Annotated in this window: 17 protein-coding genes; 6 read left to right on the top strand and 11 right to left on the bottom strand. The window is 40.7% G+C overall.

Going from position 1 to position 24,033, the window contains the following annotated elements; translation table 11 throughout:
* Positions 1-4: 4 nt before the first annotated feature.
* On the bottom strand, positions 5-847 hold the full coding sequence (locus QUB80_RS06385) for a YaaW family protein (RefSeq protein WP_289788670.1): 843 nt from the start codon (positions 845-847) through the stop codon (positions 5-7).
* 846 nt (positions 848-1,693) lie between these two features.
* Here QUB80_RS06385 and QUB80_RS06380 point away from each other — a divergent pair.
* On the top strand, positions 1,694-2,047 hold the full coding sequence (locus tag QUB80_RS06380) for a hypothetical protein (RefSeq protein WP_289788669.1): 354 nt from the start codon (positions 1,694-1,696) through the stop codon (positions 2,045-2,047).
* 155 nt (positions 2,048-2,202) lie between these two features.
* Here the strand turns inward: QUB80_RS06380 and QUB80_RS06375 are convergent, their stop codons facing one another.
* From QUB80_RS06375 to QUB80_RS06365, 3 genes are all read right to left on the bottom strand, one after another.
* Complete coding sequence (locus tag QUB80_RS06375; protein ID WP_289788668.1) at positions 2,203-2,544, bottom strand: DUF3140 domain-containing protein; 342 nt, start codon at positions 2,542-2,544, stop codon at positions 2,203-2,205.
* A gap of 10 nt (positions 2,545-2,554) precedes the next feature.
* On the bottom strand, positions 2,555-2,770 hold the full coding sequence (locus QUB80_RS06370) for a hypervirulence associated TUDOR domain-containing protein (protein WP_289788667.1): 216 nt from the start codon (positions 2,768-2,770) through the stop codon (positions 2,555-2,557).
* A 172-nt stretch (positions 2,771-2,942) separates the two neighbouring features.
* Positions 2,943-4,340, bottom strand: coding sequence for a metal-dependent hydrolase family protein (locus QUB80_RS06365; RefSeq protein WP_289788666.1), 1,398 nt, complete (start codon positions 4,338-4,340; stop codon positions 2,943-2,945).
* Positions 4,341-4,874: 534 nt separating this feature from the next.
* Here QUB80_RS06365 and QUB80_RS06360 point away from each other — a divergent pair.
* Positions 4,875-6,197 (top strand): TonB-dependent receptor, encoded by a 1,323-nt coding sequence (locus QUB80_RS06360; protein ID WP_289788665.1) that lies wholly within the window; start codon positions 4,875-4,877, stop codon positions 6,195-6,197.
* A gap of 256 nt (positions 6,198-6,453) precedes the next feature.
* Here QUB80_RS06360 and QUB80_RS06355 read toward each other — a convergent pair whose 3' ends face one another.
* The 6 genes from QUB80_RS06355 to QUB80_RS06330 form a co-directional block, all read right to left on the bottom strand.
* Positions 6,454-6,906 (bottom strand): GNAT family N-acetyltransferase, encoded by a 453-nt coding sequence (locus QUB80_RS06355; RefSeq protein WP_289788664.1) that lies wholly within the window; start codon positions 6,904-6,906, stop codon positions 6,454-6,456.
* 342 nt (positions 6,907-7,248) lie between these two features.
* On the bottom strand, positions 7,249-8,160 hold the full coding sequence (locus tag QUB80_RS06350) for a putative selenate ABC transporter substrate-binding protein (protein WP_289788663.1): 912 nt from the start codon (positions 8,158-8,160) through the stop codon (positions 7,249-7,251).
* Between the two features lie 158 nt (positions 8,161-8,318).
* The gene (locus tag QUB80_RS06345) at positions 8,319-9,704 is read right to left on the bottom strand and encodes an AAA-like domain-containing protein (RefSeq protein WP_289788662.1); all 1,386 of its coding nucleotides are present in this window, start codon (positions 9,702-9,704) and stop codon (positions 8,319-8,321) included.
* A gap of 203 nt (positions 9,705-9,907) precedes the next feature.
* Positions 9,908-10,711 (bottom strand): MinD/ParA family ATP-binding protein, encoded by an 804-nt coding sequence (locus QUB80_RS06340; RefSeq protein WP_289788661.1) that lies wholly within the window; start codon positions 10,709-10,711, stop codon positions 9,908-9,910.
* 16 nt (positions 10,712-10,727) lie between these two features.
* Positions 10,728-10,991 (bottom strand): hypothetical protein, encoded by a 264-nt coding sequence (locus QUB80_RS06335; protein WP_289788660.1) that lies wholly within the window; start codon positions 10,989-10,991, stop codon positions 10,728-10,730.
* Positions 10,992-11,336: 345 nt separating this feature from the next.
* On the bottom strand, positions 11,337-12,245 hold the full coding sequence (locus QUB80_RS06330; RefSeq protein ID WP_289788659.1) for a pyridoxamine 5'-phosphate oxidase family protein: 909 nt from the start codon (positions 12,243-12,245) through the stop codon (positions 11,337-11,339).
* 179 nt (positions 12,246-12,424) lie between these two features.
* On the opposite strand from QUB80_RS06330, the gene QUB80_RS06325 reads away from it, so the two are divergent.
* Together QUB80_RS06325 and QUB80_RS06320 are read left to right on the top strand one after the other, a co-directional pair.
* Positions 12,425-16,006, top strand: a complete 3,582-nt coding sequence (locus QUB80_RS06325; RefSeq protein ID WP_289789089.1) for an NB-ARC domain-containing protein — start codon at positions 12,425-12,427, stop codon at positions 16,004-16,006.
* 161 nt (positions 16,007-16,167) lie between these two features.
* Complete coding sequence (locus QUB80_RS06320; RefSeq protein ID WP_016874791.1) at positions 16,168-16,359, top strand: DUF4278 domain-containing protein; 192 nt, start codon at positions 16,168-16,170, stop codon at positions 16,357-16,359.
* Positions 16,360-16,682: 323 nt separating this feature from the next.
* Here the strand turns inward: QUB80_RS06320 and QUB80_RS06315 are convergent, their stop codons facing one another.
* Positions 16,683-18,047, bottom strand: coding sequence for a hypothetical protein (locus tag QUB80_RS06315; protein WP_289788658.1), 1,365 nt, complete (start codon positions 18,045-18,047; stop codon positions 16,683-16,685).
* Between the two features lie 467 nt (positions 18,048-18,514).
* Between QUB80_RS06315 and QUB80_RS06310 the strand changes: the two genes are divergently transcribed.
* Both QUB80_RS06310 and QUB80_RS06305 read left to right on the top strand, forming a co-directional pair.
* Positions 18,515-22,111 (top strand): WD40 domain-containing protein, encoded by a 3,597-nt coding sequence (locus QUB80_RS06310; RefSeq protein WP_502875282.1) that lies wholly within the window; start codon positions 18,515-18,517, stop codon positions 22,109-22,111.
* Between the two features lie 289 nt (positions 22,112-22,400).
* Positions 22,401-23,864, top strand: a complete 1,464-nt coding sequence (locus QUB80_RS06305) for an amidohydrolase (RefSeq protein WP_289788657.1) — start codon at positions 22,401-22,403, stop codon at positions 23,862-23,864.
* The last annotated feature ends 169 nt before the right edge of the window (positions 23,865-24,033 follow it).

Here is a 24,033-nt window from a genome sequence, read left to right as displayed (position 1 = left end):
TTTGTTAAGCTAGTTCCCAACACTCTGTGCGGGTAAGGCGAATTTGAGCTATGGCAAAGATAGTTGGTATGATCCGACCGTAGTTGGTAGCGATCGCTCTCCAACCTAAATCAGCTAGAAACCAAGCCCACATCATCGGTCCTAAAAAGGCAAAAACACTGCGGACAACTCCATACCGAGCTGCACTCACAGCCATTCCCTGCCGTGCCATTTGCAAAGCGACGTAATTTTGAAACTGGCTGGCTGCTGCTACTCCTCCTTGAAGCGTAGCTTGCTTAGTAACTTGATAGGTGGCAAAGTGCATCGCAAATTGACGGGCAATTTGTTTGAGCAGTAATGGCTGAATGATGGAGGTAACAGCAAGAGCACTACCCCCTTTAACCAGCAATCCGAAAGGATCGCGCTGTAAAGACAACGGTAGTGGTTCGCTCAGTTGCGATTTAGCTAAATGACGCTGTACCTGTACAGTCAGTTTTTGCTTTTCTTTTTCTGGTAATTTTTTCCAAACCCGCCCCAGCAGATGTAAAAAGACTTCGGCTTCTAAATCAATCGTTGACAAATCGTCAGAATAGTTGATTTTTAAATACTTACACACTTGAATTAGCGCCTGCCGATATGTTATCTGGTTTGTACGCCCCCGCAATACAGTTACACCATCGGCCGCTAAAAAGCGAAAACGCTGTTCTAATGCGTCTAACCAAGCTTCGCGCCCTTGGCTCTGTATTTCTATCGGTTCAGGTGTTTGAACATAATCTAGGGGATTGAACTTACGGCTAAATAGAATTGCCGTCAAGTCCTGCAATTCGTCTTCTGTTGCCAGTTCAAGTGCCGCCCTTAGTTCATCCAATTTTCCTTCCTCCCTTCCATCAGCTTTTTCTGTACCTTATTCTACTATTAGCTTTTAGTAGTCTTTTGTTTGCTATGTAGTTGTCATGCTAGTACTAGGTATTAGGGATTGGGCCAAGAGGACGCACAGACACGCAGATAAGGAGAGGATCTTTCTCCCAGTCTCTCACTCCCTATCCTCTTCCTAGTCCCCTATTACATTTGCAGTAATTTACTGTGGCAATCATCTAACAAAGGGTATTTGCCGCTTTGGTTGAATATTTTCATTAATAATTTTTATTACAATTATGTTCCTATTGCTATTATAAGTTTCAGAATTCTTTTTTAAGAAATATTGTATTTATCTATACACAATTTCTAAATTGCAAGGGTGTACGATTACCGATTAAGCTCTTTCCTGATTAGTTAGGTATTTTTTCTTTTCACTAGAAAATCAAGTTAATTTTTCATTGCTTAGAATTAAAACAAATTTCTTTTACTATTTTTTTAGATTTTTAAGTGTTCGTATTATTGATGACACTATTTACACCAACTTATAATTAGATTTGTGTATCTTTCCGCCAAAATGTCAGGAAATTTAAATAATTAGCATTAAGTACAGAACAGACAGCTTTAACCAGTGTATTTAAGGTTGGTTTAAGTATTTGTTAGCTAACAATCATGAAGTTTTATCTAGATAATTTTATCTTGAATTTATCATGTTTTCGGTGGATTTAAGACTTAACTTCATAAATAAAGCATCGATTACTTAAATGATTTGTTGATTCCTGGTTGTAATGACAATGGGCCAATAATACCGTTAGCTCGGTGACAAAAATTTATTGGATAATAGAGGAGTTAATAACTGATGAAAACAGTACTCAATTTAACGCAGCAATCAGTAATAGCAGAGATTGAAAGTGTTTTAGACACTTATCCTTATCATCCTCATCAACAAGCTTTTGCGATTCCTGAGTTACGCCAAGATTTGATCACGTACGTCTTCAGCCGTATTCCTTGTCTTTACAGTGCGATTGAGCCTGAACAAGCTTGCTGGTTAAACTACAAATTACCTCGCACTCCTTTGGAACATCAAATACATCTACAGAATTTGATTCACCAAGGAGTTTACTCAATTATGCAAGAGAAATCTGATTGGATTAGCCATCATTTTTGTGAAACAATTCAATCAGGCTGTGAACCATCTCACTGGTTTGGTTAAAAACAGTTAAGTAGGCAGTTGATAGTTAGTGTTCTTAATTAACTACGAACTATTAACTACCATACTGACAGGCTTTATCTGTAGTATTTATATTAAAAACTACAGTTTATTTTCTAAACCTGCACGGCAAAACACAGTATAAGCTGATTCTCTTACTAAGCATTTTTATCTTTCAATGGGTCATGCCCCCAATTCATTAATGAGTAGCGCCAGCGTGTATGTTCCACATCACCATCAGGTTTTTGTGCTAGATGCCTGTGAATGTAACTAACAACTTTTTTCATGTGCGATACATCATCATCAGTGTAATCATCTTTTTTATTTTTTAGTAGTTCAACAATGCGTTTACCTGACTGATGTCCAATTGATTCTGAGTTTCCATCCTTTTGCCCAACTGATTGAGATTCCTCTGTTTTTAACCAAGTTTCTAATTCTTTGGTTTGCATATTAACTGAGTAATAAAACTGCTCAATCACTGATTGAACTTCTTTATTCATAAGTTTGTATTTATTGATCTATTTTTTCAAGAGCATCAGGTTTATGAACTGCTTGTTTTCCACTTTTGTCGCTTTCTACTAAGTACTCAGGATTATCCTCTGAGGCAGCGACGTGATGCCTTTTAATATTTGTAGGTGATGTTAGCTTCTTTTTCACTTCTCCAGTAGTTTCACCTTGAGAAGTATGCCAACTAACGCGATCGCCTTTTTTGAGTTCTTCAGTCATAGCTTGTGTGTCTCTAAAATTTGCTTTGTGTTAATTTTGTTGACAACAACATAGTAATTAATCAGTCTCTCGATAGAAAAATTTTTGACAATCCCTTTCAACCACCTAGAGCACCTAGAGATTGATTAATGATTTAGCATCTTAAATCACCAGATTAAATTTAAATCTTCAATCAACTGAGGAGATTCTTGTAAACCTTACCGTCTTTGATGATCACAATGAAGTTTTTAGCTGGGTTCTCGATTAACTTGATGTTCTCCAGTGGATTGCCGTTCACCAGCAGCAAGTCAGCCAGCGCACCTTCTTCGACAACACCCAACTTTCCGGGATAAGGATTGCGGGGACCAGATAATGCTAGCAATTCAGCATTTGTACTCGTTGCCATCCTCAGCACCTCAGCAGGCGTGTACCAGCGCACCATTTTCGCAAGCTGTGCTCCTTGGCGAGCAGCTTTTTTAGCGCTGTATAACGTATCGGTACCCCAAGCTGTTTTGAGATTATATTTCTTAGCCAGTTTATAGGCAGTGTCCGTACCCTGAGACACTTGCAGTTGTCTGGCGCGATTGGTCGAACCTTCCGGATATGGATTTGCATCTTCATCATCAAGGAACGGCTGGATACTTAACCAGATACCCTTGTCAGCCATTAACTTAGCGGTCTTCTCATCCATCAGTTGACCATGTTCAATGCTCTTCACCCCAGCCCGAATTGCTGTTTGAATTGCAGTAGGCGTATAGGCGTGAACGGCGACGTAGGTGTTCCAATTCGCGGCGGCATCGACGGCGGCTTTAAACTCGGCTTCAGTGTATTGACTGACATCTATCGGGTCGTAGCTTGATGCTACACCACCACCTGCCGCCAGCTTAATTTGGCTGGCCCCCCGCATCAGTTGCTCACGGGTTCTGCGGAGTACCTCATCCACCCCATCGGCGATCGCACCTACTCCATATTGTTCGGCCAGACTAAGCTTAGAAGTCGGCGTTCTGGGCAGTTCTTCAAGTTTACGAAAGTCTCCATGACCACCAGTTTGTGAAATCATCGCCCCCGAAGGCCAAATTCTCGGCCCAACGACCTTACCACTGTCAATCGCCTTCTTTAACTCAAACACTGGCCCCGCCATATCCCGCACACTGGTAAACCCACGCATGAGCATGGCCGTAGCATTTTTCTGCAATTGTCGAAACGCAAGCTCTGGCGAGCCACTAGTGGCCATCGCCATTAGGTCATCAACCTCAGTCGTCTCCATAAACAGGTGGGTATGAGCATCGATCAGTCCAGGCATCAGCACACGCCCCTTGCCGTTAATCCGGGTCACGCTACCTTCTGCTGGTGTAGGAATCGAGGCTGTAGAAATCGTCTGAATCTTGTTGCCCACCACTAATACGTTAGAAGGAGCAGACAGTTTCTCGGAGGTGCCGTTAAATATCTGCACATTTTCAAACAAGATGCTAGTGAGTTCCTGACTTTTGCTCTTCGGAGGTGACTGACCTTGAGCAAATCCCATTTGTGCCATGAATCCAGTTAGCACCAGTAGCAAAGTTGCTAAGACGATCTGGTAGCGAAATCGCATATGCACATCTCCAAAATAGCAATGAATGTATCTATTTAACGCTAGTTTTCATACTAGAAATCTAGTGCAAGAACTTTAAACTCCAGACACAGAATATCAGCAGGTTTTCGTACACAGCCTAGTCATACTAATTTTGGATCTTGGATTAAAACCATTGATTAGTAGGGTTGTCCAGAATTTTGAAACAAGACTTCCTACGCCATGTTAATGTCGCATTAGCTTGGCTATACTTCAATAGATTTACAATGAGTAGCGCCATTAAAATAAATAAACACAAAAAATAAGAAATTTATAAGCAAAAAATAAAGGTCTTGTTAGAAAAATAAGATTATTTACCAAATAATTTTTTGTTTTCAGTTCAGGATAATGGCTAGCACTTTGACTAAGCTCAATTAAAGCTGCTGAAGTCATAATAAACTGCAATAAATAATAATAAATTATTTGCTTTTTATCATTTTATTGCTTTAACTCTCTATAATGTGGAGTACTAAATAATAGAAAGCAACTAGAAAGTGTGTAACTGAGTTGAAAATAATGGAATTAAGAAACAGCAAAGGCAATCAAAATAACCAAGCGAATCAGGCTCTTAATAATAACTCAAACAAGCTTTGCGATCAGTTATTAAAGCGATTTGTTTTGTATTGCAGCAATATGCTGTTAGTCGCGATCGCGCTTTTGGTTTCTCCTGTGCAAGCAGAAGATAGATTAGTTGTTATTCAAGATTCCGAAAGCGTTACTCCTGAACTCGAAACCTTGTTCTTCAATGCAGATCCCTCAGCCTCAAGAGTAAGCATTTTAGTTTTAAAAGCGATTATTCTCAACAATGAGCAACCTCACAAATCTACACAAGATTCGCTCTCGTCCGTTGCTTCAACTAAAGATATTAATTTAACGCGATCGCTCAATCAGGCTGCTAATTTATTGCCTGAACCGTCTATTGCATCTATAGAGTCAGCTTCCTGGCTCAATCATATTGTTCAGGCTGATGTCCCCACTCCACAGCCTTCCGAACCATTCTCTCAGCCTGGATCAAGCAATGCTCCAAGGGAGCCGCTAGGCGAGCCTTGGCAAATCTCGGTGGAACCCTATTTTTTTATACCCTTGGATGTACGTGCTGATGTAACAGCTGCCGGACGGAGTGCCTCCATTCGTGCAGGACTAGGAGAAATATTGAATCTTGATCGCGCCTTTGATGCTGGACTACGGTTGGAAGCACGAAAAAATCGATTTGGGTTAATACTGGACGGTTTCTATCTCTCTGCTGGACAGAGCGGAAATCTTGGGGTGACTTTTCCTCAAGGAAGTCTGCAAAGCCTTGGAATCAATACCGATGTCAGATTGAGTACGGATGGAAGTGTATCTGTCCGTCAAGGCACTATCAATTTGGCAGCATTTTATCGTGTGCTTGACACGCCTTTAAACAACCCGGCAAAATCATCTAATCTCTACCCTAGATTGGTCATAGATCCAATTTTAGGACTCCGAACCAACATTCGCAAACAAGAGATAGAAGTCGATAACATTCGCATCGGCAACACTACTGTTCCGGTTGAGCGAGACTTTCGCTTCTCTAGAACTACTGTGGAACCATTAATTGGCGCACGGATCGAGTTAGATTTGTCTGAGCGTTGGACGATGGGCATCCGAGGGGATGTATCTGGTTTTAATATCAATGCTGATCGAGACATTACCTGGAATCTGTTGGTCGGTACTCGGTATCGCCTGTCTCCGACTACATCGCTTCAACTTGCCTATGGCTTCAACGATTTTGACTTTGAGGATGGAGAAGGGCTAAGACGAGCCAGATTAAATTTACATCAGCAAGGGGCATGGCTGAGTGTGATGTTTCAGTTCTGACGATTGCTTTGAGTCTTCACCGATAGATTTCCGCTCAATGTAGCTTAAAATTTTATTTACAAATCAGCTTTTATTTTCAGTCTCAAATATCTCAGATAAACGTGAGCATCATACAAATTTTGAGAACCCTTGCGCCAGAGAGTTGAGGCTCCTGCATTTATAACACCTGGAGATTCGAGCGTACCATCCGAACTTTGCTCAGTAACATATTTTGGGCTATTTTTATCCGCTTTTTCTTAACATTCAGTATTTCTGGTTATGGGATAATCCATTTTGTCAGAAAATAACGATTCTTATCTGTGAAACCTGCCTGACGATATAAGTTTTGTGCTTTTTGATTTTCTCTTTCAACTTCTAGATGAACTGCTTGGATTCCTAAATCATCACAAAAATTTTCTATAAATTGAATGGTCTTTTTCCCTACTCCTTTTCCTCGATAACTTTCCCTAATATAAAACTCATCAATCATTGCGTCACGACCACGGTATTCCAAACTGTAGCCAAAAGTCAGAACAATATATCCAACTGCTTGGTTATCTTGATGAATCAGCCAAACTCTTCCTAAAGAGTCATCCTTCAAAATTCCTGCTAAGGCAGCACGAATGATGGTTTCATTATACTTAATACCCTCATATTCGTAAAACTCTTGAATAAACTGAATGAGAGTTTCAGTATCAGAACTATCGGCAAATTTAAAATATATTTCCATTGGTGATCTAAAAATTTTCGCGCCAGGGACTATTGTCCCCGGCGCTCTAACTACAACGCTATGTAGTTAAGAAAATACAATTACTATATTATGATTATTCAATGCAAAAATCAATAGGGTTTGCATAATTTTACATAAATATAGAATGACTAAAATCAGCCAAATAAAAGAATTCAGAATTCAGAATTCAGTGGTCATAATTAACCTAAATATCAACACAAAGAATGAGGTTTAAAAGCGGAAAAATTTATTTTTGATTTTGACCACAAGGGAAAGAGGTATTATACCTTTAGCCATCAGGAGTGCAGTATGCCATTCTGAATTCTGGCTCCTGGCTTCTGATTACTTGATTTTGCCTATATCTCGACCTATTTTTTCTATTTGAGCATAGTTTTCATTTTTAGTAGGGATGAATTCACTTGCTTGTAAAAGTTCGAGAATTTCTTTGTCTTCTGGCTCTTTTGGATCTAGTTTAAAGAAAGCATTCTGAACTTTTTTCGTAAAATCTTCCCCGTAGCGTTGTTTAGCTTGTGGGTTTAGTACCCAGTGGTAATCATAATAAGGAGGAGTACGCCATAGAACTTCAACTCTATTCAAATCAACTTCTTTGGCATCAACACGCTTCAACCAAACTTTTTCATTAACAGCGCCAGCATCATAGGTTCCTGCTTCAACCAACTTGATAGTTTTATCATGGTCACCAGAAAAGCCTGGTTGTCCTTTAAAATGTGTTAATTTAACACCAGCTTGTTCGAGGAAATATTGTGGCATTAATCGCCCAGAGGTGGAAGACTCGCTGCCGAAGGTAAAAGTATATCCTTTGAGTTGTTTGAGGTCAGCAATATCTTTAAATGGTTTCAATTTAGTCTTTTTATTAACAATGAAGACACTGTGGAACTTTTCGTCTACATCACGTTGAGCGATCGCTTCTGCACCTGGTACTTGTAATCTTGCCTGTACGCCAGTCAAACCACCAAACCAGACTAAGTCTAAATCTCCTACTTTAAAGGCAGTAACTGCTGCGGTGTAATCGGTAACAGGCTTGTATTCTACAGGTACACCTAATTCCTTCTGCAAATAGGCGGCGAGTTTGGTGTATTGGCGCTGTAACTTTTCTGGATCTTGATCGGGAATTGCACCCGTTACCAAAGGTTTTACTTGGTTTGTGTTAGTTGTCCTATCGGAATTAGTTGAGCAAGCCGCTAAAGGGAGTAAGAAGATAATTAACAATCCTGATAGCAAAATTTTTTTCATTGTTTCAAAACTAATTGTTTTTCTATCAAGATTAAAATCTTACAATTCTATGCCCAAAAATCCAACTATATACACAATTGAAACATATCTTTTTGTGCAGACGTAACATGGCACATCTGTACATGATTTATGTGTATCGCTATTAATGTCAAATAGTATTATGTACGGTTGCTAAAATAGCGACGATATAAACCACAACTGGGTATAACCTGATTTCCTTGCAGCGTTACTAGTCCCATACTATGTAGCTTAAATACTAAAAGCTGTTCTATTTCTATAGGTATTGATGACTTCAGCACCTGATTGTAGGTCATTGCTAATTGCGGATGTTCTTGTAAAATTCGTAAGTGCCGATGTAAGTGATTACTATAAATGCCTGCATCTGTGGGGGCTGTTTGCACAAGTTGATTCAAACTTATGTCGCGCTGTGCTAGATAATAGAGAGCTTGCTGTACTAAGTATGGATGTCCACTAACGAGTTCCATAAGAGCAGATAGTTCGCGCTCCAAGAGATTAAGCCCATAACGTTGAGCTAAATCAATGACTTGCTCTTGAGTAAACGTTTGTAATTCAATTGCCAAACCTACATTAAAGGGTGATTTATTAATATCTAAAGGAATATAAACCTCAGTAGAATGAACAATAATTAGTCGGAGATTTTGCCACAAAGAGTTGCCACTATCTCCATAAGCTGCTTCTTCATACCAAGAGCGTAACAGCGTAAAAAAATCATCAGCAATTTCTGGATGTAAAAATACCTCATCAACTTGATCTAAAGCTAATACTAAAACACCATTAATATCGGGTAACAAACAATCTTCAAAATAAGCAGTGCAGTTACTCTTACTGCCAAAGGTTTCACTCCAGTAATTCTCTACCCGATGCTGTAGATGCAACTTCCGCGTGATTGAAGCGCAAAACCAGCGCAAAAATTTATCCAAGTCGCTAAAAACTGCTCGATCTGCTTGCTGGAGGTTGAGTGCTACAGTGTATGTTCTCGGTGTATCTCCACTCTGAGGGTGATGTTGCTTGGTATGAGCTAACATCCTCACCATTAAAGACGTTTTACCCATTTGGCTGGGTGCTTTAATGCGAATCAACGCGCCTAGTCTGGTAATCTCTTCATAACAGCGAGACTCAATTGGAGGACGTTCTATATAAAAAGCAGAATCTAGAGGTATCAGTCCAACTGGCGGCTCTAAGTCAGAAGATATTTTTGTGGTGACATTATTTTGCTTTTCTTCGTTTTTTTCCTGCCTATTTTGTTGTGCTATAATTGCCATTAAATTAGATTTACTAACTTTTTCTCCCAAACTTAATGAAAGGGTTTGCCATAATTTTGGCCCGACATCATGCTTGATATATTCAGGAGTATAGCCACTAACTGCGGCAATTTCGTCATATTTTTGACCTAGCCAAGCTCCTCGCAAAACAGCAATTTCTATGTTTTTTAAATGTCTAGATGTCTTAGCAAAAACAGCTGCATCTGCTACTTTTAAGGCTAATTCAAAAGATAGGGGTTGCTCTGGACTGGGGTTAGTCATTTTTCTGACTTAGGAATTAAGGAGTTGATTGGCAGTTATTCAAATTGGTGATAACGAACACAGATGAACACAGATAAACACAGATAATTTATCGGTGTGCATTTCGTGGTTTATTTATAGTCGATTTCACAAACATGATTTTTGCTTGCCATTTCAATTCACATCAGACGTAAAGTTGTATTTTTATTTTTTACAGCAGTAATTTACTGAGTCACTCCACTATCTGCATAAACTAAAGGAGATGGCTGCTCAGGCATAATTGCTTTGTCTGCAATCTGTTTAATTATTCTAGTAAATGGATGATGGGGATATTGTAAGGAAAATAAACCACAACTACCCATTTGCACTATATCTTCTGATAGTGGCAATATACCTGCAACTAAAATGTTGTATGTCTTTTCTAATTTCTGTTGCAGTGCCAAAAAATCCATCTTACTAGGAATTTTATTAATTATTAACATCATATTATTAACTTTTAACTGGCGAGCAACATCGACTGTTACTGCTGTCCCTTGAAAATCTTGACGGTCGGGACGCAAAATTATAAACAGTAGGTCTGAAATAGCAATTGAAAGTAAAGTTTCTCTACCTAAACCAGGGTGAGTATCGATAAATAAATAGTCTAATTCTAGCTCTTTAATTAAACGTTGAAATCCGCTATTTAATAAGCTAACGTTGTATCCTTCATATTCTATTCGCGCAATTTCATCAGCGTTGACGCTAGAAGGAATGAGGAAGACTCTACCTGCACCCTCAATTTTCAAATGGGAAGTGACATCGCAAGCTGTATCACTAATAGAAACACGATTCCACAAATAATCATTTAAAGTCTTGGTTGATGCTACCTCATCAACGCTAAATAAAGCATGAATTCCGGGTGATTGCAGATCAGTGTCAACTACTGCGACTCGATATCCTTTAAGCGCGATCGCTACTGCTATATTTGCTGTTAAGTTAGATTTGCCGGTGCCGCCACGAAAAGAGTGAATCGCGATAATTTTAGCCATAAAACACCTCTAACTCTCACAAGCTACTTCTAATTTCCTTCTGGCGCAGTACCTTTTTGACTTCATTTTGCAGTTTCGCCTTTTCCTGTGTCAGGGCTGCAATCTCTGCTCTTAATCTCGTTTCTGTTTTTTCATCTGTTGGCAATTGATTCCAAAGGTGGCTGGATGAAAAAGGCTTCAGTGTAGAATTTCCCATATTCATAGCATCAGTGAAACTGACAATACGAACCATTGTCGAGAACAGGGTTTTGATGTCAGTGCGATCGCTGTTTTGGGGCATGATTTACTCTATTCCCATCAATACCAGTGTTAGGAGTATGCTGACATCTTGCACCAGCTTTTCATCCCGCCAAGAAATCAATTTCTTGGCTTATACCTTAAGTCAGATAAATCTGACTAGAACAGTCTTTGAGTTCGTTTGAACGGACTTGTGCTATAAGGTTTGAGAATTGATTCTCTGGTGTGTTGGAGGGGTAGGTGCAAGATACCAACTAAAGAACTTTATCCTTAGTCTTTTCTTAGCTTTACTTTCTTATCCCCACTCAGGAAAGATCAGTTTGGAGCAAATTAAAGTTCAGAAAAACTGAGCTTGACAAAAAAATAATTATATGTGTCTTAAATATCTCTACTCATCAAAGCTAGGATTTGCTGGCGAATAGCTCCCAAATCGCCAACGCAAAAGGGTAGCATTTTGGGTTTCGATAATTTGCTCAATGTCAAACTCTACCAAACGTTGCGCCCCAGCAAAACTAGTTAATCTTTCTCGCTCCCAAATCACTTTTACTGTTCCGGTGAGTTGCAGAATATGTCCCTTAGTAAAATTGATGAATAACAAACCTGCCTGAGGATTAACAGCGAAATTACCCAAGGTTTGGAACATATTGTTACCAGCATAATCGGGAAACACCAGTTTGTTACTGTTTAAGACTTGCACAAATCCTGGAAATCCTCCTCGGTGGGAAGCATCTGCACCGGCTTTTTGAGCGTAACTACCGATAAAAAAGGTATCAGCTTGGGCAATCAAGTTTTGATGGGTTGTGCTCAAAGTCTGCGCGATCGATATTTGCAGTTCTGGCGATGATTCAGTAGTTTCTAGCTCTAAGTGACGGGCTTGAATGTATTTGGGACAGTTAAAAAATGCTTGCTCAATTGTAATGTTTATTTGTCTTTGGGGTTGAATTTCGGCTTGTCCATTGAGGCGCAAACGTTTGCGGTTTGTCAAATCAATTACCAATAAACCTATTTGATTATTGCCGTGCAGGTTGTGATGCAGTGGATCGCTTGGAACTGAGATAGCATCAACTTGTACTGTTTGCTGGTTCAATACTTTGACAAAACCAGGCTCCCCCGTGAGTAAGGATGCCCAAACTCTACCATTGGTGTCTACTGTACTGGCAATCGCTAATTGTTGGGTACTGAGGAAAATTTGAGCAGCTGGTTTAATCAAGTTACTAATGAGATGATGCAGAGTTTTTGCTTCTTCTCGCACTCCTGCTTGAGCTTGAACTGCGATTTCTCCAGCATGAAATTGCATTACTATTCTCCATCGTTTTATAACGATAATCTTACGAAGTATCTCAATTGCCCCAGATCAGTTTGATCTATATCCAATATTTGGTAAAACTGATCTTGGCATCTCGTGTCTATTATGGTATAGCAAAGAACATTGAATTTCTGCCAATATATTTTGTACCTAAGTCCCGATCGCAAAACGTGGCTACTCTTAAAGCTTCTCAACAAGGTTTGACAAAAATTAAGCAAGCTAGAATTGCTAAGGGATGGGCTGTGGATGATTTTAGATGGATTGAGTCAGCGAGCGAACTGCTCGGAGTTTATTGGCAAGAAAATGGGGTTCTTGCGGTTGGCATATCCGAAGGTACTTGGAAGCGTTTTTTAGCAGGAAAGCACCCAATTAATGCGGAGGCGTTTAAAGCCTATTGCCAAGTGCTGGAAATTGACTGGGAAGAAGTAATTGAAAAGCCAGACACAACAAACAAATCTCCATCTTTTTCCCCACTCTCCACTTCCCAAGACTGGGGTGAGGCTCCTGATGTCTCCATTTTTTATGGTCGTGAGGCAGAATTAAATACTGTTAAAGGTTGGATAGTAGAGGACAAATGCCGCTTAGTTACATTGCTGGGGATGGGTGGAATTGGTAAAACTACTCTAGCAGTGAAGTTGGCACAGGAAATTATTCCGAGTTTTGAGTATGTGATCTGGCGGAGTTTGCGTAATCCTGCACCGATAGAAGATATTTTGGCAGAACTGATTCAATTTTTATCTGGGCAGCAAGAAACCAATTTACCCACTCATCTAGATGGTAGAATTTCGCGATTGTTGAAGTGTTTGCGTGCTTCGCGCTGCTTGCTGATTTTAGACAACGTTGAGTCAATTTTACAGGCAGGCGATCGCACTGGTCGTTATCGTACAGGATATGAAGGTTACGGTCAATTATTCCAATGTATTGCTGATACTTCACACCAAAGCAGTCTCATCTTAACCTCGCGGGAGAAACCCCAAGGTATTGCTAAGTTTGAAGGGGAACTTTTACCTGTGCGTTATCTCCAACTTACGGGTTTACCAGACACTCCAGGGCGCGAATTATTCAAGCTCAAAGGCACATTTACAGCGACAGAAGATGAATGGCAAACACTTATTAACCGTTACGGTGGCAATCCTCTAGCTTTGAAGATTGTAGCTTCTTCTATTCATGATATTTTTGACGGCGATATTTCCCAATTTCTCGCCATTTCTCAACAAGGTAATTTTATCTTTGATGATATCCGCGATTTGCTAAATCAACAGTTCCATCGCCTCACCAACTTGGAACAAGAAATTATGTATTGGCTGGCAATTAATCGGGAACCAATTTCATTAGCACAATTGCAAGCAGATTTTGTTACTCACATACCACTGCGAGAAGTCATAGAATCACTCAGTTCTTTGCAAAGGCGCTCTTTTATCGAAAAAAGTTCTTCTGGTTTTTCTCAGCAACCTGTGGTGATGGAATATGTCACTAATCAATTAATTGAGTGTGTTTGTCAAGAAATAGTTAGTCAAAAAATTTCTCTATTTAAAAGCCATGCCTTGATGAAAGCCCAAGCCAAAGATTATGTAAGAGAAACTCAAATTAGTTTAATTTTGCAACCAATAATTGATGAATTAATTGTCCAGCTTGGTAGTGCAGAAAAAATAGCAAATTATATCAGTGAAATCCTCACTCAACTGCGGATGCAATCAACTCAGATAACAGGTTATGCCGGGGGAAATGCTCTGAATTTGCTGCACCATGCCCAAGTTGATTTGAGTGGTTTTGATTTTTCTCAGTTAAATGTTTGGCAAGCTTACCTTCAGGGTGTGAATTTGCATAATCTGAATTTTGCAGGTTCAGATTTATCAAGTTGCGTTTTTACGGAAACTCTGGGCAATATTTTATCGGCTGCTTTTAGCCCAGATGGTGAACTTTTGGCAACCTGTGATACTGATTGTCACGTGCGTTTGTGGGAAGTGAAAACAGGTAAATTGCTATTTATTTGTCAGGGGCATAGCAATTGGGTACGTTGTGTAGTGTTTAGTCCTGATGGAGAAATATTAGCGAGTTGTGGTGCTGACAAAACAGTGAAGTTGTGGAGTGTGCGAGATGGAGTTTGTATTAAAACTTTGATTGGGCATGAACACGAGACATTTGGCGTTGCTTTTAGTCCAGATAGTCAAATTTTAGCTAGTGCTAGTGGCGATCGCACGATTAAATTATGGGATATTCAAGATGGTAAATGCTTGAACACCCTCAACGGACATCAAGATTGGGTGCGTTGTGTGGCTTTTAGTGCGGATGGGCAAACCTTGGCAAGTGGCAGTAGCGATCGCACAATTAAGTTATGGAATGTGAGTAAAGGTAAATGTTCAACTACTCTAACAGAACATCAAGGTTGGGTGCGTTCAGTAGCATTTAGTCCGGATGGAAACATTTTAGCCAGTGGCAGTGGCGATCGCACGATCAAAATTTGGAACTATCGCACAGGTAATTGCTTAAAAACTTACACTGGACACACCAACGGAGTCTACTCGGTAGCATTTTCTCCCCAAGGTGAAATACTTGCCAGTGGTAGCGGCGATAATACAGTTAAACTTTGGGATACGCAAACTCATACTTGCATCAAAACTTTACATGGGCATACAAACGAAGTCTGCTTTGTCGCCTTCAGCCCCGATAGTCAAAGTTTGGTTTGTGTAAGTCTAGACCAAACCGTGAGATTATGGGATTCGCACACCGGGCAATGCTTAAAAACATGGTATGGCAATACAGATTGGGCGTTACCAGTAGCTTTTAGCCCAATCCCCCCCTTCATAAGCGGGGTTGGGGGGATCTTAGCGAGTGGCAGTAACGATAAAACAATCAAATTATGGAATTGGCAGACTGGCGAGTGCGTAAGAACATTACAGGGACACACAGACTTTATTTATGGCATCGCCTTTAGTCCAGACGGACAAATCTTGGCAAGTGGTAGTACAGATTCCTCAGTCAGATTGTGGAATGTTGACACAGGTAAATGCTTTCAAATTCTTCACGGACATACCGATTGGATAGATACAGTCGCCTATCATCCCCAAGGTAAAATAATTGCTAGTGGTAGTGCCGACTGTACGGTTAAGCTGTGGGATAACAGTACAAGTCAACGCCTCAAAACCTTAACTGGACATACAGAAAAAATCCTGGGAATTGCCTTTAGTCCTGGTGGAGAAATTATCGCTAGTGCCAGCGCCGACCAAACTGTAAAATTATGGGATTCGCAAACAGGTAACTGCATCAAAACAATTCTCGCCCATAATGCTCGAATTTACGCTGCTGTTTTTAGTCCAGAGGGGAAAACCTTAGCCACCGCCAGTACAGATCAAACCATCAAACTGTGGGATATCTCCACTCTTAAATGTCTCAAAACCTTTACAGGGCATACCAATTGGGTATTTGCTATTGCTTTTAGTCCCGATGGCAAAACCCTGGCTAGTGCTTCCCACGATCAAACGGTGAGAATTTGGGATGTGAAGACAGGCAAATGTCGCCATGTCTGCATTGGACATACACATTTAGTATCTGGCATTGCCTTTAGTCCAGATGGACAATACATTGCTAGTGGTTCTCAAGATCAAACTGTGAGAATTTGGGATGTGAGAACAGGCGAATGCATCAGATTATTGAGGGCAAAAAGGCTATATGAGGGGATGAATATTGCTGGTGTGAAAGGGTTAACGGAAGCTACAGTTTTAACATTACAAGCTCTTGGTGCTGTGATTTAGTATAGTAGAAAAAGTATGTATTTATCTGGGGAATCATCGACTGCAATATTCTAAAGTTAAGTGGCTAAAATACTTAACTTTTCTGTATCGACTATTGTTTGTCTGCAACCTATAAGTAAAAGAATCAATCACAGATATCCTCAGGTCAGGAGAACAAAGTCATGCAATTAACTTATCGGGCTGCTAATTACGAATTTAACTCTACAGTTGTGAAAGTAGCCAATAGCGATCGCATCGGTATGTATAGAGGTACAAAAATTAAATTTTCCAGTCCTGCTGTTACACGTAAATCCCATGCCCATACTTCTAGTCAACTGAAGTATCGTGGTATAAATTACACTATCTGGCATTAAACTAATTCGTAATTTGGGTAGGCAAAATTAAAGTTACAGATGAAGGCGGGAGGAAACAGATTTTGTTTCCTATCCCGCCTAGTTTCTAAGAAGAAAGTGTGTAATTAGTTTTATTTTAGTATCAGGAAATGAATATTCAAGAAGAGCCAGAAGCTCTAGTTATCGTTACCAGGTTCAACCTGGTAACGAGGGTTTGTCGGCTAACACCTCTAAGCTGTCGGGACTGGTACAAGATGTGAATAAAAGAAGAATTCAGACGTCAAAATAAAATTCCCCGAATTGTATTCGAGGAATTGACTCAAAAGTTAAAAGTAAATCTTTGTTTACGAAGCTGCTTCGATTGGTGTTCTAGTAGTCGTTAAGATGTTCGTCATAAATCTGCTGAAATCAACATACTTATAACTGTCATTTGCCGGATCGTATCTCAATATTGCAGAAAGCAGATAACCTTGATAAGTAAATGCTTTCTTGCCTGCTGGCACAGTGAACTCCATAGTTTCAGTTGTACTTTCACTCCATTGTTCTGTAAAAGTGATGTTGAATCCGATCTTGAAACCAGCTTTTACCACCTCTGCACTAGCCTCAAACGAGAGTTCTGTGCTGAAAGATTGGGATGCTGTGAAAGTAAAACCACTAGTTACGCTTTTGCTATACTTTGTGTCAGCATCGGAATTGCTGTTATCTAAAGAGCCAATATTATCTAAATCAGGAGAGTATAAAACAATTACCTCCACAAATTCCTCTTTTGAAATTTTTGGTAAGCTTTTGCTAAATGTATCCTTAATTGCTGGAGGTAAACTAGGAAATATTTCTACTGTGCTAGGTTTTGCGGGTATCTTGAAAAGGAACAGATTATTTTTGAGATGGGATTGGACAAATTCAACATCTGCTTTGAGGGCATCGATGCTATCGTATAGCACTGAGCGAGACCAGATAGTTAGAGTAGTATCATGTTTAAGCGAATCTTTTTTCTTTTTGTAATCTTTAATGACTAAATGCCAGTTGATTGTTAATACACCGATCGCATCAGCTTCACGTGTTTCTGGATTGTAATTTTCTACTAAAAATATGACTCTACTATCTGAGACATTGTAGTCTTGGACATTTGCATCATTAATGGGAGCGATCGCATTACTCAATACGGATTCGATAGATTCTTTATCAAGTCCTTTAACGAGAGTTGCAGAAGCGACAGTTCCGACATTTACGAATAAACTTTTAATTGAGTCTACAGATGTAAATTTTCCCATGTACGTAGTTGGCTGAAATTTTATGCCAGTAAAGCTCGATCTGTTCTTGACAAGATAATCAAAGTGAGACGGGAATTGGATATATTCCAATTCAGTACTATATCCCAAAGCTGAAGAATCAGGTTCCCAATTTGCCTCTGAGGCTTTTTCCAAACCATTGTAGGATAAACTGCCGACATCAACTTGACCATCAAACTCATTTGTATAGAATGCTTTGCCGTCTTCACTTTGTTTATATGATTTAATGCCATAAGTTTGTATAACTCCGCTGGGAAGTTTACTCTTTACTTCACTGATGGATGCGCTAAGGTTCTCTTTTTCTGTATATATACAGGTCAACCCAATACTTGCTAGTTGTTTTTGTAATATCTCCGTTGTCAGTTTTGTTGGTTCAGTTTTATTCAGGCTAATTTTTACTTTTCTTTGAGGTATAGGCATTGTTATTCTCCTTTTGATTACCATTAATCGGTAGCTATGATTAACATTATTGATGGTGTTTTAGATAATAGTCCATACAGAAAAATTAAGGATTTATCAACTTAAGTTTTAGCTAAAATTGGGTTTTATTTAAGTAAAATTATTAATTTTATATTTGTGATTATTAAATATACACATCTAATTTTTGTAGACGCTAAATTCTTTATAGAACTACTCTTAATTCACTCTTTTCTCGGTTTCTTAGCTTATATCTTGTACCAGCTTTTCATTCCGCCAAGAAATTTATTTCTTGGCTGAGAGTTGAAGTCAGATAAATCTGACTAGAACATCTTTGAGTCAGTTTTAACTGACTTATGCTACTAGCCAGAGAATTTATTCTCTGGCGGGTTACTTCAAAATCCTTAACTTTTCTACATGGACAATTGACCGCTCAAGCCTTAAAAATAAGTTCAGTCAAGCTTTGATAAATGACGCAGGCAATCCGAATGCACGAACTGTTGTCACCCTACGAGTATCAAGTTGGCGGTCGTCTCCCTGTAGATGCACCTAGCTATGTCATACGCCAAGCGGATAAAGAACTCTACCAGGCTTTAAAATCAGGTGCATTTTGTTACGTCCTCAACTGCCGTCAAATGGGAAAGTCTAGCCTGCGGGTACAGGTGGCAAAGCAACTACAAGAGGATGGCTTTGCCTGTGCAACGGTTGATCTATCTGGAATAGGAAACAGAAATATTACGCCAGACCAGTGGTACGCTGACATTATTATGCGTCTGGTACGAAGTTTAGGGTTATCTGGGCAAATTAATGTCCGCAGTTGGTTAGCAGAAAGACAATATTTATCGCCTGTCGGTCGTTTGGGTGAGTTACTCCAAAACTTACTGCCAGAGTTGATTGCTCAACCAATCGTGATTTTTTTCGACGAAATCGACAGTACCCTCAGCTTACCATTTAATTCTGATGATTTTTTTGCATTAATCCGGGCTTGCCACGAACGCGAACGTCTCACTTTTGCCTTGTTAGGAGTAGCAACCCCCTCGGATTTGATTGTAGATAAAACCCGGACACCTTTTAATATTGGTCGGGCAATTGAGTTGAATGGGTTTGATTTGGATGAAGTTAAACCGTTAGAGGTAGGATTGGCTGATTTGGTAGACAATCCCAAGGCAGTGCTGAAGGAAATACTTGCTTGGACGGGAGGACAGCCATTTCTCACTCAGAAGTTGTGTAATTTGATAGCACAGCAGGAGAAATGGGAGAGCGGGGTGCCAAGCCGCAGGGAAGAAAAATTTCCCACTCTTGAGTACCCGTTTTTGCAAAAACTGATGGGGGAGATATTAACGCAGCATGAAGAAATTGCCGATCGCGTGTCTGCAATTGTGCGATCGCATCTGATCGAAAATTGGGCAGCCCAAGACGAACCACCCCATCTGAGGACAATACGCGATCGCCTACTGAGCAACGAGCAACGTGCCAGCAGACTGCTAGGACTATATCAGCAAATTCTCCAAGATGGCAGTGTTCCTGCTGATGATTCTCCAGAAAAAATTGAGTTACTTTTATCGGGGTTGGTTGTCAAAAAACAGGGTTATTTGCGAGTTTACAACCGCATCTATCAAGAAGTTTTTAACTCTGAATGGGTGGAAAAGCAATTAAATAAATTACGACCTTACGCAGATTTACTGAATGCTTGGGTAGCTTATAATTATCAAAATGAAACCTATCTCCTGCGGGGAGAAGCGCTCAAAGCAGCTCAAGCTTGGTCGAAGGGAAAAAGCTTAAGTAATCAAGATTACCGATTTTTAGCTGCTAGTGAAGAACTGGATAAACGAGAGGTACAGATTGCACTCACTGCATCGGAGCAAGCAAATCAAATATTACTCAACGCTCAACAGCAAGCCAAGAAAACCATTCAGCGCGGACTGATGGGATTAACAGTACTTTCGGTAGCAGCTGCTACCTTAGTAGGATTATCGGGATTGTTGACATGGCAAACAGCGCAACAAAAACGACAGGTAAATATTGGCGAGATTAAAACACTGATTCTTTCATCAGAAGCTGCTTTTAAGTCTGATCAAAATTTAGATGCCTTGGTTGAAAGTATCAAAGCAAATATTAAATTGAACCAATTGGGATGGAACCATGTAGGTACAGACTTGACAGTACAGTTAGAAAAGGCATTGCGGCAGTCTATCTATTGGGTGCGCGAAAGCAATCGTTTAGTAGGGCATACAGATGTAGTCACACGGGTGAAATTCAGTCCCGACGGTCAAAAGCTCGCTTCTGCCAGTTGGGACAAGACTGTGAAAATTTGGCGGCGTGACGGAAAGCTACTTCATACATTGCGGGGACATACTGATGGTGTCTGGAGTGTGAATTTTAGCTCTGATGGCAAGTTGCTCCTTAGTGCCAGTCGAGATAAAACTGTTAAAGTTTGGCGGGTTGAGGATGGTCGAGAACTTCTGACTTTACCTCACAACGATTGGGTAGCGTGTGTAGGCTTCAGCCCCGATCGCAAGATGGTAGCAGGGATGGAGTGGAATGGCACAATGCGATTGTGGAATTTGGCAGGTAAAGAATTGCGATCGTTTCATACGCATAATGCACCTGCTGTAGCAATTAGTTTCAGTCCCAAGGGGAATGCGATCGCTACCGCTAGTCGTGATGGTACTGCAAAACTCTGGAGCCTGAACGGTGAAGAACTGGTGACACTCAAGGGGCATCGCGATTGGGTAATGTACGTTAATTTCAGTCAGGATGGCAAAACAATTGCTACTGCCAGTAAGGACAAAACCGCGAAACTTTGGGATTTAGAGGGAAAAGAACTAGTGACTTTGCGCGGACATACTGACACTCTTGGTAGTGTAGTCTTTAATCGCGATGGTCAGACTATTGCTACAGCTGGTTGGGATCAAACCATCCGACTATGGAACCGTCAAGGAAAACAACTACAAGTTCTCCAAGGTCATACAGATGCAATTTGGGGTGTCAACTTTAGTAATGATGGTCAGTTTCTTGCTAGTAGTAGTGAAGACGGGATGGTAAGATTGTGGAATTTAGGCAATAAATCCCACTCTTTCAGACTCAACCTTGGTGATGCTGCGGCTGCTAGTGTCAGTTTTAGTCCTGATGGTCAGACTTTGGGTAGTGCTGGTAGATATACAATGGCTAAACTGTGGAATCGGCAAGGACAAGAACTAGCTAGATTGAGCAGTCATGACGATACCTTGAGAAGTTTACAATTCAGCCCTAATGGTAAATTCATTGCTACTACCAGTCGAGACAAAACCATAAAGTTGTGGAACCGACAAGGAAAAGAACTGGCGACACTGCGAGGACATCAAGCAGATGTTAGGAGCGTGACTTTTAGTCCTGACAGTCAAACTCTTGCTAGTGCAAGTTGGGATACAACTGCCAAATTGTGGAATCTGGCAGGTCAAGAAATTGCTACCCTGCAAGGGCATGAGGCTGCTGTTAGAAGTGTGAATTTTAGCCGCGATGGTCAAATTATCGCTACCGCCAGCGAAGATGGTACAGCCAAACTCTGGAGCACTCAAGGGAAAGAAGTGTTAACCCTGCGAGGGCATCAAGCAGGAGTCAATTCAGTTAGTTTCAGTCCTGTTCGCGACATAATTGCAACTGCTAGTAAAGATAAAACAGTCAAGCTTTGGAACCGAAAGGGCGAAGAATTGCTGACTCTCCGGGGACATAAAGGTGAAGTAAATGTTGTGATTTTCAGTTCTAATGGACAGATGATCGTCACTGCCAGCGAAGATATGACAGTTAAGCTTTGGAACCGCAAGGGCGAAGTGTTGCAAACTCTTGGCGGACATAGCGCTGGGGTAAAAAGTCTGAGTTTTAGTGCTGATAGTCGGGTTTTAGCCTCATCAGACTCAATTGGTAACGTCATTCTTTGGAATTTAGATATTGATTCCAGCCCAGAGAAATTATTGCTGGAAGGGTGCAATTGGATCGGGGATTATTTAAAAAATAGTGCAAATGTCAAAGCAGAAGACCGTCATTTGTGCGATCGCCTGAGCAGGAATGGCAACAAAAGTAGTACTTAGGCTGCGAGTTTAGTATACTGGTGCGTCTTCTGCCTTGCTCGTTGAAAGCGTATATATTTAAGTCCGTCTTCCGTCTAAAGTATAGTAACTCGATGCCATTCTAATTAATCTTCAATGATAAGAAGCTAATACGGAAAAATCTGCCTAAAATTCCGTGTTGTTAAATTATCATTGAGATTTTCAGTTCAAAATTCCTTAGAGGGTACTATCAGCTAGAAATTCGTCTAGTTGTAGGTTCGTAATTAGACGGATGGTAAAACTACGAATAAACAAAAATGAGGAGAATAGTGTGATACGCCAGTCTCCAAAATACTACAAGCTGTTAGTTCTTTTCCTTTGTACAGCGTGTTTTATCTTTTTTAGTCCGATAGTCATTGCTCAGAGCAATCATAACTTCCATAACTTCAAGAATCGAGGAAAGCAGAATGTAGAACTGATCGTGGGTGGGGATTTTGTCGTTACCATGAACGAGGCACAACCCGTCATCCAGAATGGCGCGATCGCAATTCAGGACGGCAAAATTGTTGCAGTAGATACAAAAGACAAGATAGTGGCATCTTACAAAGCTGCCACGACATTACCAGGTGAGGGAATGGTACTAATGCCTGGTCTTATTAACGGCCATTCTCACTCGGCAATGGTGCTTTTTCGCGGTCTTGCGGACGATTTAGCGTTGGAGGATTGGCTTCAGAATTACATTTTCCCAGCGGAAGCGAAGTTCGTTGACGAAAATTTTGTCCGAGTTGGTGAGCAACTTGCCTGCTGGGAGATGATCCGTAGTGGAATAACGACTTTTGTTGATATGTATTTTGAGCCAGATGTGGCAGCAGAAGTGGTTAATGAATGTGGCTTACGCGCCGTTATTGCACCGTCATCTATAGATTTCCCCAGCCCTGGTTTCCAAGGATGGGATGATGCATTTGCCGCAGCGGTGGATTTTGTGAAACGCTGGAAAGGCAAGAACCCACGTATCATACCAGCTATTGCTGCCCATGCTCCCTACACCGTCTCACCGGAGAATCTGACACAGGCTATAGGAGCCGCGCGTCAATACGATGTCCCGCTGACAATTCACGTGGCGGAGACACAAACCGAAGTCAAAGATGTCGAACAACGCTATAACGCAACTCCAGTGCAACACCTGGAAAATCTTGGCTTTTTGGAGCCGCGCGTATTTGCTGCACATATGGTGTGGCCTAACGAAGATGAAATTGATTTGTTGGCAAAACGCGGTGTTGGTGTTATCCACAACCCTGACTCGAATTTGAAGCTGGCTTCTGGCTTTGCACCGATACCAGCAATGCTAAAAGCAGGAGTTAAGGTTGGATTAGGTACGGATGGAGCCGCATCAAACAACGATCTTGATATGTGGGAGGCAATCCGCCTTACCGCCCTGATCCATAAGGGAACAACTCTTAACCCCACAGTTGTACCAGCCAAGACAGTTTTGCGTATGGCAACACTCGGCGGTGCAGAAGCACTCAACTTAGCAGATAGAATAGGTGCGATTAAAGTGGGACTCCAAGCAGACGTGATTCAAGTCCAACTCACAGAACCCCACCTGACCCCACTTTACGATGTCATCTCGCATCTTGTTTACGCAGCGGATGCTCAGGATGTTGATACCGTCATTGTAAACGGGCAAGTTTTAATGCATAGACGCAAAATGCTCACGGTTAATCCTGATCAGATTCGCTTGGAAGCTAACTCCATTGCTGAGAAAATTAAAGCTGAGTTACGACTCTCCAATTAAAGCACTCAAAAATATGCTTCTTTTCAATTCTTCACAAACGTAAAGCGTCTTCCTGCAGGGTATTCTGCTTCTTAAATAACGTGAATTCGACAGAGTTAAAAAACAGCAGGAGGTAGGGCAGGTAAGTCTTTGGGGTAGATGTCGAGGGAAGGTTTTTTGGGCAGATAAG

The organism is Chlorogloeopsis sp. ULAP01 (assembly GCF_030381805.1).
Classification (GTDB): domain Bacteria; phylum Cyanobacteriota; class Cyanobacteriia; order Cyanobacteriales; family Nostocaceae; genus Chlorogloeopsis.
This window is presented reverse-complemented; position numbering and strand designations above follow the sequence as displayed.

What these genes read in the sequence shown, in the direction of transcription:
- QUB80_RS06380 (WP_289788669.1), top strand. Translation starts at nt 1,694, where the DNA reads ATGAAAACAGTACTCAATTTAACGCAGCAATCAGTAATAGCAGAGATT.
- QUB80_RS06375 (WP_289788668.1), bottom strand. Translation starts at nt 2,544, where the DNA reads ATGAATAAAGAAGTTCAATCAGTGATTGAGCAGTTTTATTACTCAGTT.
- QUB80_RS06370 (WP_289788667.1), bottom strand. Translation starts at nt 2,770, where the DNA reads ATGACTGAAGAACTCAAAAAAGGCGATCGCGTTAGTTGGCATACTTCT.
- QUB80_RS06365 (WP_289788666.1), bottom strand. Translation starts at nt 4,340, where the DNA reads ATGCGATTTCGCTACCAGATCGTCTTAGCAACTTTGCTACTGGTGCTA.
- QUB80_RS06360 (WP_289788665.1), top strand. Translation starts at nt 4,875, where the DNA reads ATGGAATTAAGAAACAGCAAAGGCAATCAAAATAACCAAGCGAATCAG.
- QUB80_RS06355 (WP_289788664.1), bottom strand. Translation starts at nt 6,906, where the DNA reads ATGGAAATATATTTTAAATTTGCCGATAGTTCTGATACTGAAACTCTC.
- QUB80_RS06350 (WP_289788663.1), bottom strand. Translation starts at nt 8,160, where the DNA reads ATGAAAAAAATTTTGCTATCAGGATTGTTAATTATCTTCTTACTCCCT.
- QUB80_RS06345 (WP_289788662.1), bottom strand. Translation starts at nt 9,704, where the DNA reads ATGACTAACCCCAGTCCAGAGCAACCCCTATCTTTTGAATTAGCCTTA.
- QUB80_RS06340 (WP_289788661.1), bottom strand. Translation starts at nt 10,711, where the DNA reads ATGGCTAAAATTATCGCGATTCACTCTTTTCGTGGCGGCACCGGCAAA.
- QUB80_RS06335 (WP_289788660.1), bottom strand. Translation starts at nt 10,991, where the DNA reads ATGCCCCAAAACAGCGATCGCACTGACATCAAAACCCTGTTCTCGACA.
- QUB80_RS06330 (WP_289788659.1), bottom strand. Translation starts at nt 12,245, where the DNA reads ATGCAATTTCATGCTGGAGAAATCGCAGTTCAAGCTCAAGCAGGAGTG.
- QUB80_RS06320 (WP_016874791.1), top strand. Translation starts at nt 16,168, where the DNA reads ATGCAATTAACTTATCGGGCTGCTAATTACGAATTTAACTCTACAGTT.
- QUB80_RS06315 (WP_289788658.1), bottom strand. Translation starts at nt 18,047, where the DNA reads ATGCCTATACCTCAAAGAAAAGTAAAAATTAGCCTGAATAAAACTGAA.
- QUB80_RS06310 (WP_502875282.1), top strand. Translation starts at nt 18,515, where the DNA reads ATGACGCAGGCAATCCGAATGCACGAACTGTTGTCACCCTACGAGTAT.